At 57.0% G+C, this 13,165-nt stretch carries 16 protein-coding genes; 6 read left to right on the top strand and 10 right to left on the bottom strand.

Annotation, left to right across the window (positions count from 1 at the left end):
• The first annotated feature begins 11 nt into the window (after positions 1-11).
• Entirely contained in the window at positions 12-494 is a 483-nt protein-coding gene (locus KB892_RS04815) for an OmpA family protein (RefSeq protein ID WP_002914117.1), read from the top strand.
• Positions 495-502: 8 nt separating this feature from the next.
• On the opposite strand, the gene KB892_RS04810 is transcribed toward KB892_RS04815, so the two are convergent.
• The 7 genes from KB892_RS04810 to ffh all read right to left on the bottom strand — a co-directional run bounded on the left by KB892_RS04810 (position 503) and on the right by ffh (position 6,133).
• Positions 503-1,873 carry a PepSY-associated TM helix domain-containing protein gene (locus KB892_RS04810; RefSeq protein WP_002914118.1) on the bottom strand — a complete coding sequence of 457 codons (1,371 nt, stop codon included), beginning with the start codon at positions 1,871-1,873 and terminating at the stop codon, positions 503-505.
• Between the two features lie 56 nt (positions 1,874-1,929).
• Positions 1,930-2,388, bottom strand: a complete 459-nt coding sequence (locus KB892_RS04805) for a DUF2946 domain-containing protein (protein ID WP_002914119.1) — start codon at positions 2,386-2,388, stop codon at positions 1,930-1,932.
• Positions 2,389-2,507: 119 nt separating this feature from the next.
• Positions 2,508-2,855: a 50S ribosomal protein L19 gene (gene rplS / locus KB892_RS04800; protein ID WP_002914145.1), complete on the bottom strand. Its 348-nt coding sequence runs from the start codon at positions 2,853-2,855 to the stop codon at positions 2,508-2,510.
• A 39-nt stretch (positions 2,856-2,894) separates the two neighbouring features.
• Positions 2,895-3,662, bottom strand: a complete 768-nt coding sequence (gene trmD / locus KB892_RS04795) for a tRNA (guanosine(37)-N1)-methyltransferase TrmD (RefSeq protein ID WP_002914147.1) — start codon at positions 3,660-3,662, stop codon at positions 2,895-2,897.
• Positions 3,663-3,693: 31 nt separating this feature from the next.
• Entirely contained in the window at positions 3,694-4,242 is a 549-nt protein-coding gene (gene rimM, locus KB892_RS04790; RefSeq protein ID WP_004150977.1) for a ribosome maturation factor RimM, read from the bottom strand.
• An 18-nt stretch (positions 4,243-4,260) separates the two neighbouring features.
• Entirely contained in the window at positions 4,261-4,509 is a 249-nt protein-coding gene (gene rpsP / locus KB892_RS04785; RefSeq protein WP_002914149.1) for a 30S ribosomal protein S16, read from the bottom strand.
• A gap of 259 nt (positions 4,510-4,768) precedes the next feature.
• Positions 4,769-6,133, bottom strand: coding sequence for a signal recognition particle protein (gene ffh, locus KB892_RS04780; protein WP_002914152.1), 1,365 nt, complete (start codon positions 6,131-6,133; stop codon positions 4,769-4,771).
• Positions 6,134-6,296: 163 nt separating this feature from the next.
• On the opposite strand from ffh, the gene KB892_RS04775 reads away from it, so the two are divergent.
• Together KB892_RS04775 and KB892_RS04770 are read left to right on the top strand one after the other, a co-directional pair.
• On the top strand, positions 6,297-7,088 hold the full coding sequence (locus tag KB892_RS04775) for a cytochrome C assembly family protein (protein WP_002914153.1): 792 nt from the start codon (positions 6,297-6,299) through the stop codon (positions 7,086-7,088).
• Between the two features lie 19 nt (positions 7,089-7,107).
• On the top strand, positions 7,108-8,394 hold the full coding sequence (locus KB892_RS04770; RefSeq protein ID WP_004149392.1) for an HlyC/CorC family transporter: 1,287 nt from the start codon (positions 7,108-7,110) through the stop codon (positions 8,392-8,394).
• A 119-nt stretch (positions 8,395-8,513) separates the two neighbouring features.
• Here KB892_RS04770 and grpE read toward each other — a convergent pair whose 3' ends face one another.
• Positions 8,514-9,104, bottom strand: coding sequence for a nucleotide exchange factor GrpE (gene grpE / locus KB892_RS04765; RefSeq protein WP_002914155.1), 591 nt, complete (start codon positions 9,102-9,104; stop codon positions 8,514-8,516).
• 124 nt (positions 9,105-9,228) lie between these two features.
• On the opposite strand from grpE, the gene nadK reads away from it, so the two are divergent.
• The 3 genes from nadK (at position 9,229) to bamE (ending at position 12,344) form a co-directional block, all read left to right on the top strand.
• Complete coding sequence (gene nadK / locus KB892_RS04760; protein WP_002914158.1) at positions 9,229-10,107, top strand: NAD(+) kinase; 879 nt, start codon at positions 9,229-9,231, stop codon at positions 10,105-10,107.
• 86 nt (positions 10,108-10,193) lie between these two features.
• Complete coding sequence (recN, locus tag KB892_RS04755; protein ID WP_002914159.1) at positions 10,194-11,855, top strand: DNA repair protein RecN; 1,662 nt, start codon at positions 10,194-10,196, stop codon at positions 11,853-11,855.
• Between the two features lie 147 nt (positions 11,856-12,002).
• Positions 12,003-12,344: an outer membrane protein assembly factor BamE gene (gene bamE / locus KB892_RS04750; RefSeq protein ID WP_002914160.1), complete on the top strand. Its 342-nt coding sequence runs from the start codon at positions 12,003-12,005 to the stop codon at positions 12,342-12,344.
• A gap of 66 nt (positions 12,345-12,410) precedes the next feature.
• On the opposite strand, the gene KB892_RS04745 is transcribed toward bamE, so the two are convergent.
• Together KB892_RS04745 and KB892_RS04740 are read right to left on the bottom strand one after the other, a co-directional pair.
• Positions 12,411-12,701, bottom strand: coding sequence for an RnfH family protein (locus tag KB892_RS04745; protein WP_002914161.1), 291 nt, complete (start codon positions 12,699-12,701; stop codon positions 12,411-12,413).
• Positions 12,691-13,128, bottom strand: coding sequence for a type II toxin-antitoxin system RatA family toxin (locus KB892_RS04740; protein WP_002914163.1), 438 nt, complete (start codon positions 13,126-13,128; stop codon positions 12,691-12,693). The genes KB892_RS04745 and KB892_RS04740 overlap by 11 nt, the downstream gene beginning before the upstream one ends.
• Positions 13,129-13,165: the final 37 nt, after the last annotated feature.

The following is a 13,165-nucleotide window of genomic DNA, read 5'->3' as shown; positions in this document are numbered from 1 at the left end:
AAGGACTCATTATGATCAGAAAATATTTCGTCCCCGCCCTGATGGCGGCGGCGCTTTTGACAGGTTGCCAGGCTCCTCAGGGAAAATTTACCCCGGAGCAGGTGGCGGCGATGAAATCTTACGGCTTCACTGAAAGCAATGGCGATTGGTCCCTGGGCTTATCCGATAGCATCCTGTTTGACAAGAATGACTACCGACTACGTCCCGACAGCCGCCAGCAGATCATCACGATGGCCTCGCGGCTGGCGGCTACCGGGATCACCCATAGCCGCCTTGAAGGCCATACCGATAATTATGGTGAAGATAGCTACAATGAAGCCCTGTCGCTTAAGCGGGCCAACAGCGTGGCCGATGCCTGGGCGGAAGGCGCTCATGTCCCACGCAGTAATTTAGTCACCCGCGGCCTTGGCAAAAAATACCCGATCGCCAGCAACGACACGGCGGCCGGGCGCGCCGAAAACCGCCGGGTAACGGTGGTCATCAGCACGCCGTAAGTCTTCACTTAGTCGCTGGACTTCATCATCCTCATTGCCGTTGCCGCGCGCCAGCGCAGGTAGTCAACGGCAATGAACAGCAGCAGGCTGGCTCCCATTAACGGCATGGCCAATCCAAGGGCAAACGCCAGCCCAAGCACCAGGCTTCGGGCAGGCCAGGCGAGCGACAGCCACGCCTGCAGCAGCGAATGCGCCGGATCCCAGGCCGCCTGAGGCGGACGGCGGATCCACCATAATCGGTACCCCACCCCGATGGTAACGCACAGCGCGCAGCCAAATCCCACCAGCAGCAGCTGATTCGCCAGACCAAAGAGGATCCCCATATGGAAATCGACGCCCCAGCGGGTGAGCTTCGCCATCAGCGGAAAGTCGGCAAAACGCGTGCGATCCACCACCTGCATCGTGGCGCCATCGATCGCCACCGCGTCCACCTGCGTCGGCCAGCGACGGTCGATCTCATTCACCGTCCAGGCGCGGTCGTCTGACACTGGCGGACGGATCTCCAGCCGGCTGGCGTTCAGCCCCGCCTGACGGGCCGCCGCCAGCGCCTGGTCAAACTGGGCCAACTGCAGCGCCGGCTGATGCTGGGCCATGGCCATCGCATCCATATGATGTCCGGCATGGGGATCGTGCGTCATCGGCATCTCGCCATGCAGCTGGGTATTGACCTGCGGCGTCAGCCAGCCGAACGCTGCCCGCATTTTGTCCACATTGCCGCCGGCCCATTGCGACCAGGTCAGGCCGGTGGCGGAGAAGAGCAGCATACCCACCAGTAAGCCCCAGCCCAGCGTCACGTGCAGCCGACGATGATTCTGCAGGGCGTTATTCAGCCGCCGTTTTGGACGCGTCATCGCCCACAGGGCAATGCCTCCGAGCGCGGCCACCCACATCCAGGAGGCGGCCAGTTCGCTGTATAACCTCCCGCTGTCGCCCAGCAGCAGAGAGCGATGCGCATAATCAATCCACTGGCGCAGCGGCAGGATGCCGCTGGTGCCGTAGACCGTCATATCGCCCTTCACCCGCAGCGCGATCGGATCGACAAAAATAGCCCGGGATTCCGACTCTCCGAGACCCGGATCGGCAAACATAATGCGCGTGGTCTCGCCCAACGCAGGCGCCGGACGCACCGCCAGCAGCCGCAGATTGCCCTGGGTCGCTTCTTCGGCCACCGCAATCTGGGCGCTGAGCGGCTGCGGAGTCCCCTCGGCAAGGCCATGCAGCGCGTCGTGATAGAGCCAGTTTTCCAGCTGCGGCGTCGCCACGTACAACGTACCGGTCAGGGCAGCGACAAAGATAAACGGTCCGATAAACAGACCAATATAGAAATGGAGGCGACGCAGCAGGTTCAGCCATGCCGCGCGCGAGGTGCAGGTTGTCATACTTTTCCTTTTTTAAAGCAAAAGAGGTCGTTGCGCGGTGCGCAGATTGATTTTTATTAAAGGGAAAAAGCAGACAGCCGCGGCGGGGCGCGGGTTTCGGGGTAGAGCCAGGGAAAGTAGTGCCAGTGCTTTAATACCGGGCGAGAAACCGGCAGGCGAATGCGCCGCAGAAGCATGGCGACGAACAGCGCCAGCGCGAAAAGGAGCCCCGGGACATGGGCTAACAGCACGCAATAGCCACACGCTTCGGCATGGTCCAGCGGCATTTCGTGTCCGGTATGCGTGGCGCCGTCTGTGCTGTGCATCATCGCCATCTTGTGCCCGGGCATCTGCGCCATGCTCGCGGACGAGCTATCCATCATCATGGCGTGGTGCATGCCGGGCATGGCGCTCATGGGGTCTTTTTGCAGGGAGACGGAGATTAGCGGGGCCACCACGATCAGCAGGATCGCCAACAGCGCCAGCCAGGCGGCTCGCCGTTTAGGTGTCGTTTGCTGAAAACTGTTGCTGACCACCGCCCCTCCGTATAGAGGGCGTATTGTAAATGATTTACATCACGATGGTTACAACAAAGATAAAAAAAGGGCCAGCCATCTGGCCAGCCCTTTCTATCAGGATGTCGCGAAAGCGAATCTTAGTTAAGACGCTCTTTGATACGAGCAGACTTACCAGTGCGCTCACGCAGGTAGTACAGTTTAGCTTTACGTACAGCACCACGACGTTTAACAGCAATGCTGTCAACTACCGGAGAGTGAGTCTGGAAGACACGCTCAACGCCTTCGCCGTTGGAAATTTTGCGAACAGTGAATGCAGAGTGCAGACCGCGGTTACGAATAGCGATAACCACGCCCTCGAATGCCTGCAGACGTTTTTTGGAACCTTCAACAACCCATACTTTCACTTCCACGGTATCACCCGGACGGAAGGAAGGTACGTCCTGCTTCATCTGTTCTTGTTCAAGTTGCTTAATAATGTTGCTCATAATTTAATCTCTTATCCTGGGTAAACTGATATTGGGGGCTCACGCCTGCCCATCATGTTTATGCTGCTGTTGCGCGTGTTCAGTTTTGAACTCCGCCAGCAGCTTTGCTTGCTCTTCAGTCAGAGCCAGGTTTTCCAGAAGTTCAGGTCTTCTAAGCCAGGTGCGGCCCAGCGACTGCTTCAGACGCCAGCGACGTATCTCAGCATGGTTTCCCGACAGCAATACTGGCGGTACTTCCATCTCCTCTAACACTTCAGGACGGGTATAGTGGGGGCAATCCAGCAACCCATCAGCAAAGGAATCTTCCGTTGCCGATGCTTCATGGCCCAGTACTCCCGGAATGAACCGGGAAACGGAGTCAATCAGCGTCATTGCCGGTAACTCACCACCGCTGAGAACGTAATCGCCGATTGACCATTCTTCGTCAATTTCGGTTTGGATTACGCGCTCGTCTATCCCTTCGTAGCGACCGCACACCAGAATCAGTTTCTGATTCGTTGCCAGTTCGCTGACGCCCGCTTGATCAAGCTTGCGTCCCTGAGGTGACAGATAAATCACCTTCGCGCCTTCACCTGCCGCGGCTTTTGCTGCATGAATGGCATCCCGTAAGGGTTGCACCATCATTAGCATCCCCGGTCCGCCGCCGTAAGGACGATCGTCCACGGTACGGTGCCGGTCATGCGTGAAGTCGCGAGGACTCCAGCTTTCGATGCTCAGCAGGCCATTTTTTACTGCCCGGCCAGTTACCCCGTAATCGGTAATTGCGCGGAACATTTCAGGAAACAGGCTAATTATGCCAATCCACATAGCGCCGTCTTTTACCGTTTATCCGGAGAATTTAAAAACCAGGATCCCAATCTACTTCGATAGTACGCGTAGTGAGATCGACTTTCTTGATAACCTGCCCATCGAGGAACGGAACCAACCGCTCCTTGATACCAAATGCATCTTTCAGGTTTGCCTTGATGACGAGCACGTCATTCGACCCGGTTTCCATCATATCGATGACTTTACCGAGGCTATAGCCTTCCGTCGTAACTACCTGGCAGCCCATCAGGTCTTTCCAGTAGTAGTCACCCTCTTCCAGCTCCGGCAACTGCGATGAATCCACGATAATTTCGCAATTAGTCAGTAGATTCGCGGCATCACGATCGTCAACGCCTTTCAGCTTGATGATGATGTCCTGATTGTGGTGGCGCCAGCTTTCCAGCTCAACGACCTGCCACTGACCCGCCTTCTGGATTAACCAGGGCTGATAGTCAAAAATGCTTTCGGCGTCTTCGGTGGAGGAAAACACTCTGAGCCAACCACGGATACCGTAGGAAGAACCCATTTTCCCCAATACGATCGGATCAACAGGTGCTTGCGCGGTGTGTTGCTTGCTCATCATGACCACCGTGACAGATTAAGCTGCTTTGTTAGCGGCTTTGATCAGCGCGGCAACGCGATCGGAAACAGTAGCGCCCTGGCCAACCCAGTGAGCGATACGATCCAGATCCAGGCGAGTTTCTTCTTCCGCACCGTTAGCGATCGGGTTGAAGAAACCAACGCGCTCGATGAAGCGACCGTTGCGTGCATTACGGCTGTCGGTGACAACAACCTGGTAGAACGGACGCTTTTTAGCGCCGTGACGTGCTAAACGAATAGTTACCATAACATCCTCTTGTGTGAATAAAACAACCGGGCCCCATCGAGGAACGGAGCCCGGTGTCATATTAAAAGCCCGAAAATTTTACTGATTTCTGGGGAAAATGCAATCAGCAGTTGATAAGTCTGCTGTAAAAGGCCGTCGGCGGTGCAGCCAGTTTAGTACCAGCGTGTGCGCAACCACTGTAACGTACAGGTAGTACGTGAGGATGGCGAGCACACCCCGGCGCTAAAATGGCAAACAAGATAACCTTATGCCCTTGTTTTTAACGACCCGGGAAGCCTGGCGGCATCATCCCTTTCATCCCGCGCATCATCTTCATCATGCCGCCTTTCGACTTCATCTTCTTCATCATGCGCTGCATGTCGTCGAACTGCTTGAGCAGACGGTTCACATCCTGCACCTGCATGCCGCAGCCGGCGGCGATACGGCGCTTACGCGAGCCTTTGATGATTTCCGGCTTAGCGCGCTCTTTCAGGGTCATCGAGTTGATGATCGCTTCCATACGCACCAGCACTTTGTCGTCCATCTGCGCTTTCACGTTGTCCGGGATCTGCCCCATGCCCGGCAGCTTGCCCATCAGGCTGGCCATGCCGCCCATGTTTTTCATCTGGCGCAGCTGCTCAAGGAAGTCGGTGAGGTCGAAACCGTCGCCTTTCTTCAGCTTGGAGGCCAGCTTCTCGGCCTGCGCGCGGTCAACCTTGCTCTCGATATCTTCGATCAGCGACAGCACGTCGCCCATGCCGAGGATACGGGAAGCGACGCGGTCCGGATGGAACGGCTCCAGCGCTTCGGTTTTCTCGCCGACGCCGAGGAATTTAATCGGCTTGCCGGTAATATGGCGAATCGACAGCGCCGCGCCGCCGCGGGCGTCGCCGTCCACTTTGGTCAGCACCACGCCGGTCAGCGGCAGCGCTTCGTTAAAGGCCTTCGCGGTATTCGCCGCATCCTGACCGGTCATCGCATCGACGACGAACAGGGTTTCAACCGGGTTAATGGCGGCGTGGACGTGCTTGATTTCGTCCATCATCGCTTCGTCAACGTGCAGACGACCGGCGGTATCCACCAGCAGCACGTCGTAGAATTTGAGTTTCGCTTCTTTCAGCGCCGCGTTGACGATATCAACCGGCTTCTGCCCAACATCAGACGGGAAGAAATCGACGCCGACCTGCTCGGCCAGGGTTTCCAGCTGTTTGATCGCCGCCGGGCGGTAAACGTCCGCGGAAACGACTAGCACTTTCTTCTTGTGCTTCTCGCGCAGGAATTTCCCCAGCTTACCGACGCTGGTGGTTTTACCAGCACCTTGCAGGCCCGCCATCAGCACCACGGCCGGCGGCTGCGCCGCCAGGTCGAGCGTCTGGTTCTCTTCGCCCATCGCCGCCACCAGCTCGTTGCGGACGATTTTGACGAACTCCTGACCCGGGGTCAGGCTTTTATTGACTTCATGGCCGACCGCGCTCTCTTTGACGCGGCTGATGAAATCACGGACCACCGGAAGCGCAACGTCCGCTTCCAGCAGCGCCATGCGCACTTCGCGCAGGGTGTCTTTAATATTGTCTTCTGTAAGGCGTCCGCGGCCGCTAATGTTGCGCAGCGTACGCGACAAACGATCGGTTAAATTATCAAACATTGTCTCTCGCCTGAGGTGGAAACGGTCGGTCGCCGCAGCGACACACAAAACGAATGTGGCGGAGTATAACACGACATCAATCTGAATGTGCTGCAACGGTTGGAGCAGAGGCCTGCTAACGTTATACTGCTTCTCTTTCTTATTTAGCCAACAGCCGACACCTATGCCTGTTTTTGCTCTACTCGCCCTTGTCGCCTACTCCGTCAGCCTCGCGCTGATTATCCCCGGCTTGCTGCAAAAAAACAGCAGCTGGCGGCGAATGGCGATTTTATCTGCGACTATCGCCTTGATCTGCCATGCTTTTGCGCTGGAAGCACGGATATTCCCCGGCGGCGAGAGCGGGCAAAATCTCAGCTTACTGAACGTCGGGTCGCTGGTCAGCCTGATGATCTGTACGGTGATGACTATCGTGGCCTCGCGCAATCGCGGCTGGCTGCTGCTGCCTATCGTCTATGCCTTCGCGCTGATCAACCTGGCCTTCGCCACATTCGTGCCTAACGAATATATCACTCACCTGGAAACCACCCCGGGGATGCTGGTGCATATCGGCCTGTCGCTCTTCTCGTACGCCACGCTGATCATTGCCGCGCTGTATGCGCTGCAGCTGGCGTGGATCGACTACCAGCTCAAGAATAAAAAGCTGGCCTTCAGCAGCGAAATGCCGCCGCTGATGAGCATTGAGCGCAAAATGTTCCACATCACCCAGGTCGGCGTGGTGCTGCTGACCCTGACGCTGTGCAGCGGCCTGTTCTACATGCACAATCTGTTCAGCAGCGAAAATATCGATAAAGCGGTGCTGTCGATTATTGCGTGGTTCGTCTATATCGTCCTGCTGTGGGGGCACTATCATGAAGGGTGGCGCGGACGTCGTGTGGTCTGGTTCAGCGTCGCTGGCGCCGGTCTGCTGACGCTGGCCTATTTTGGTAGCCGCGTGCTGCAGCAGTTCGTGAGCTAAGTCTTTTAAGGAATCCTACGTGGAACATATCTCCACCACCACGCTGATCATAACGCTGATCGTCATGGTGATTATCTCTGCCTATTTCTCCGGTTCCGAAACCGGCATGATGACGCTGAACCGCTACCGGTTGCGCCACATGGCGAAACAAGGCAACCGCCCCGCCAAGCGCGTGGAGAAGCTGCTGCGCAAGCCGGACCGCCTGATTAGCCTTGTGCTGATCGGCAATAACCTTGTCAACATTCTCGCCTCGGCGCTGGGCACCATCGTCGGCATGCGCCTGTACGGCGACGCCGGCGTCGCGATCGCCACCGGCGTACTTACCTTTGTGGTGCTGGTATTTGCCGAAGTGCTGCCGAAGACCATCGCCGCCCTCTATCCGGAAAAGGTCGCCTACCCCAGCAGCTTCCTGTTGGCGCCCCTGCAGGTGCTGATGATGCCGCTGGTGTGGCTGCTGAATACCATCACCCGCATACTGATGCGCATGATGGGCATCCGCACCGATACCGTCATCAGCAGCGCCCTGAGCAAAGATGAACTGCGCACGATTGTGAATGAATCCCGTTCACAAATCTCACGACGCAATCAGGATATGCTGCTGTCGGTGCTGGACCTGGAGAAGGTCAGCGTTAACGACATCATGGTGCCGCGCAATGAGATTGTCGGCATCGATATCAATGATGACTGGAAATCTATCGTCCGCCAGCTGACCCACTCCCCGCATGGCCGCATCGTGCTCTACCGCGATTCGCTGGACGATGCCATCAGCATGCTGCGCGTTCGCGAAGCCTACCGTCTGATGACGGAGAAGAAAGAGTTCACAAAAGAGATCATGCTGCGGGCGGCAGATGAGATCTACTTTGTGCCGGAAGGCACGCCGCTCAGCACCCAGCTGGTGAAATTTCAGCGCAATAAAAAGAAAGTCGGTCTGGTGGTCGATGAATACGGCGATATTCAGGGGCTGGTCACCGTCGAAGATATTCTTGAAGAGATTGTCGGCGACTTCACCACCTCCATGTCACCCACCCTGGCGGAGGAAGTGACCCCGCTTAACGACGGCACGGTGATTATCGACGGCAGCGCCAACGTTCGCGAAATCAACAAAGCGTTTAACTGGCACCTGCCGGAAGATGAAGCCCGCACCGTCAACGGTATTATCCTCGAAGCGCTGGAAGAGATCCCGGTCCCGGGCACCCGCGTGCGCATTGAGCAGTACGATATAGATATCCTCGACGTGCAGGACAACATGATCAAACAGGTGAAAGTGATGCCGGTGAAATCATTACGCGAGAGCGTCGCGGAGTAGCGCTAGCGAAGGAATTAATATCACGGTGGGCTGCGGCCCGCCGTTTTTTTATCTCGCGCCGGGAGCGATGACACAAAAAACGGCCACCCGCAGGCAGCCGTTGAGCAAGGCAGCAAGCGTTATTTCGCTTTCGCTACCGTCACCATCGCGGCGCGAATAGTACGGCCGTTCAGGGTATAACCTTTCTGCATCACGGACAGCACGTTGCCCGCCGCCACATCTTCAGACTCGACCATCGCAATGGCCTGGTGGACGTTCGGATCCAGCGGAACGTTGGTGTCGGCGATCACTTCCACGCCGAACTTACGCACTACGTCCAGCATAGATTTCAGGGTCAGTTCGATCCCCTCCACCATCGGCGCCAGCTCCGGGTTAGCCTTGTCAGCCACTTCCAGCGCGCGGTCCAGGCTGTCGATCACCGGCAGCAGTTCATTGACGAATTTTTCCAGCGCGAATTTGTGCGCTTTCTCGATATCCTGCTCGGTACGACGACGCAGGTTATCTTCGTCGGCTTTGGCACGCAGCATCACTTCACGTTCACGTTTCTGCGCTTCAGCCAGCTGGGCTTCCAGATTCGCAATTTTTTCATCGCGCGGATCCACCTGCTCAGCCGAAACTTCAGGCTCTACCGCCTCAACGTCGTCGTGCTGCTCCGTGATAATTTCTTCCGGGGCTTGCCCCTCAGGCGTTTTCTGTTCTTTACTACTCATGAATTTCTCCGCGTTTTTTTCGCATTCATCTCGCTAACTTCGCTTATTATGGGGATCAGTTTCCGGGTTTCAAGGGAAGCGGACAGATTGTCACTATTTCATTTAACGCAAGGACATCCAGATCATGAAGAACCATTTCAAGTGTATCGGCATTGTGGGACATCCTCGTCACCCCACCGCCCTGACCACACATGAAATGCTCTGGCGCTGGCTGTGCAGCAAAGGGTATGAAGTGCTGGTTGAACAGCAGATCGCCCATGAACTTCAGCTCAGCAACGTGAAAACCGGCACGCTGGCGGAGATTGGCCAACAGGCCGATCTCGCGGTGGTGGTGGGCGGCGACGGCAATATGCTCGGCGCGGCGCGGACCCTGGCCCGTTACGACATTAACGTCATCGGCATTAACCGCGGCAACCTCGGCTTTCTCACCGACCTTGACCCGGACAACGCCCTGCAGCAGCTCGCCGACGTGCTGGAAGGCCACTACATCGCCGAGAAACGCTTTCTGCTGGAGGCCCAGGTGTGTCAGCAGGATTGCCAGAAACGTATCAGCACCGCCATCAACGAAGTGGTGCTGCACCCCGGCAAAGTGGCGCATATGATTGAGTTCGAAGTCTATATCGACGAAGTCTTTGCGTTCTCTCAGCGATCCGATGGCCTGATTATCTCCACTCCGACCGGCTCCACCGCCTACTCGCTGTCGGCTGGCGGCCCAATCCTTACGCCGTCGCTGGACGCCATCACCCTGGTGCCGATGTTCCCGCACACCCTTTCAGCGCGACCGCTGGTGATCAACGGCGACAGCACCATCCGCCTACGCTTCTCTCACCGCTGCAGCGATCTGGAGATCAGCTGCGACAGCCAGATTGCCCTGCCGATCCAGGATGGCGAAGATGTCCTCATTCGCCGCTGTGATTATCACCTCAATCTGATTCACCCTAAAGATTACAGCTATTTCAATACATTAAGCACCAAGCTCGGCTGGTCGAAAAAATTGTTCTGATTTTCACGGCTGCCTCTTTACTGGATAAAAAACCAGTCTATACTGTACGAAAACACAGTATTGGTTTTTCATACAGGAAGGCAGCTATGTTGGCGCAACTCACCATCAGTAATTTTGCTATCGTTCGTGAACTGGAAATTGATTTCCACAGCGGCATGACCGCCATCACCGGGGAAACCGGCGCCGGGAAATCCATTGCCATCGACGCGCTGGGGCTGTGCCTCGGCGGCAGAGCGGAAGCCGACATGGTGCGTCGCGGCGCCACCCGTGCCGACCTGTGCGCGCGCTTCGCGCTGAAAGATACCCCTGCCGCCCAGCGCTGGCTGGAAGAGAATCAGCTGGAGAGCGGGCGTGAGTGTTTACTTCGCCGGGTGATCAGCGCCGACGGCCGCTCGCGCGGCTTCATCAACGGCACCGCCGTCCCGCTCTCGCAGCTGCGCGAGCTGGGCCAGCTGCTGATCCAGATCCACGGCCAGCATGCCCACCAGCTGCTGACCAAACCCGAACACCAAAAAACGCTGCTCGACGGCTATACCGGTGAGTATGCGCTTACTCAGCGTATGGCCGAGCACTATCGCCAGTGGCACCAGAGCTGCCGCGAGTTGGCCCAGCATCAGCATCAGAGCCAGGAGCGCGCCGCCCGCGCCGATCTGCTGCAGTATCAGCTTAAAGAGCTGAACGAATTTAACCCGCTGCCGGGAGAATTCGAGCAGATTGACGAAGAGTACAAGCGCCTGGCCAACAGCGGCCAGCTGCTCAGCACCTGCCAGCACGCCCTTACGGTACTGGCGGACGGCGAAGAGGCCAATCTGCAGAGCCAGCTTTATACCGCGAAGCAGCTGGTTAGCGAGCTGGTGGGCATGGACAGCAAGCTTTCCGGCGTCCTGGATATGCTGGAAGAGGCGGCCATTCAGCTCAGCGAGGCCAGCGACGAGTTGCGCCACTACCATGACCGTCTGGATCTCGATCCGAACCGTCTGTTTGAACTTGAGCAACGGATTTCCCGACAAATCGCGCTGGCGCGTAAACATCAGGTGATGCCGGAAGAGCTGCCGGCGGTTTATCAGGCGATGCTGGAAGAGCAGCGCCTGCTGGACGACAGCGCCGGCTCGCTGGAATCCCTCAGCCAGCAGGTGGTCGAACATCATCAGCTGGCGCTGGAGACCGCACGCCAGCTGCATGCCCTGCGCCAGGCCAGCGCCGACGAGCTGACCCAGCTTATCACCGAAAGTATGCACTCACTTTCGATGCCGCACGGGGTCTTCGCGATTGAGGTCGCGTTCGATGAACGCCATCTCACCGCCGACGGCGCCGACCATATTGAGTTCCGCGTCACCACTAACCCCGGTCAGCCGCTGCAGCCAATCGCCAAAGTGGCCTCCGGCGGCGAACTGTCGCGCATTGCGCTGGCGATTCAGGTGATCACCGCGCGTAAAATGGAAACCCCAGCGCTGATTTTCGACGAAGTGGACGTCGGCATCAGCGGCCCGACCGCCGCCGTGGTCGGCAAGCTGCTGCGCCAGCTGGGCGAGTCCACGCAGGTGATGTGCGTGACCCACCTGCCGCAGGTCGCAGGCTGCGGCCACCATCATTTCTTTGTCTGCAAAGAGACCGATGGCGAGATGACCGAAACCCATATGCAGCCGCTGGATAAACGTGCTCGCTTGCAGGAGCTGGCCCGTCTGCTGGGCGGCAGCGAAGTCACGCGCAACACCCTGGCGAACGCGAAAGAGTTGCTTGCGGCGTAAACTTTTTGATTTTCACAGGGTCATAGTGAACAGCAAATTGCCTGCTGACCTGCAGCCGGAGGTTTCCAACGGCGCGAAGGTCTATTATTATCGGCATATTACAGATGAGCCACGTACTGCTCGGGCCCAAAAAGGAATCAAATCACTATGCGCTGTAAAACGCTGACTGCTGCCGCAGCGGTTCTTCTTATGTTGACCGCAGGCTGTTCCACTCTGGAACGAGTGGTTTACCGTCCTGACATCAACCAGGGTAACTATCTGGCACCAAACGATGTAGCAAAAATTCGTGTCGGTATGACGCAACAGCAGGTAGCTTATGCTCTGGGGACGCCAATGATGACGGATCCGTTCGGCACCAATACCTGGTTCTATGTCTTCCGTCAGGAGCCGGGCCACCAGAAAGTGACTCAGCAGACCCTAACCCTGACCTTCAACAGCGGCGGTGTGTTGACTAACATTGATAACAAGCCTGCGCTGACCAGTCAGTAAGGCCCGGAAAAGCAAAAAGCGCTCGATGAGCGCTTTTTTTATGGCTGATAGTCGGTCTGCTGCAGGTTACTTTGCGGCGCTTTTCTCTGCCCGCTGGCGACGCAGCTCTTTCGGGTCTGCGATCAGCGGACGATAGATTTCCACCCGGTCGCCGTCGTGAACTTCGTCATGCAGCTTTACCGGACGACTGTAGATACCCAGCTTGTTTTTCGCCAGATCGATGTCATCACGCAGCGCCAGCAGGCCGCTGGCGACAATCGCCTGCTCGACCGTCGCCCCCTCGTCCAAGGTGACCCGCTGCAGGTACTGCTTTTCAGGCAGCGCGTAAGCGACCTCAACACGAATATTAGCTGGCACTGTAGACCTCTTTGGCGCGCGAAGTAAACGCCTGCACCATGTTGGCGGCCAGTTCCTTAAAGACCCGGCCAAAGGCCATCTCAATCAGCTTATTGGTAAACTCAAAATCGAGATGGAACTCGATTTTGCACGCCTCCGGGCTCAGCGGAATAAACTTCCAGCCGCCAATCAGCTTCTTGAACGGGCCATCCACCAGGCTCATCAAAATGCTCTGGTTGCTGGTCAATGTATTGCGTGTGGTGAAGGTCTTACTGATGCCGGCTTTGGACACATCAACCGCCGCCGTCATTTGCGTCGGCCCCAATTCCAGCACGCGGCTACCGGTGCAGCCTGGCAGAAAATCAGGATAGGACTTCACATCGTTTACCAGTTGATACATCTGTTCCGCGCTGAAAGGCACCAGCGCAGTACGGCTAATCTGAGGCATAGCAGGTTCCACATTTAAACACAGTGCAAATAATATC

Source organism: Klebsiella sp. P1927 (genome assembly GCF_018204675.1).
Classification (GTDB): domain Bacteria; phylum Pseudomonadota; class Gammaproteobacteria; order Enterobacterales; family Enterobacteriaceae; genus Klebsiella; species Klebsiella pneumoniae.
This window is presented reverse-complemented; position numbering and strand designations above follow the sequence as displayed.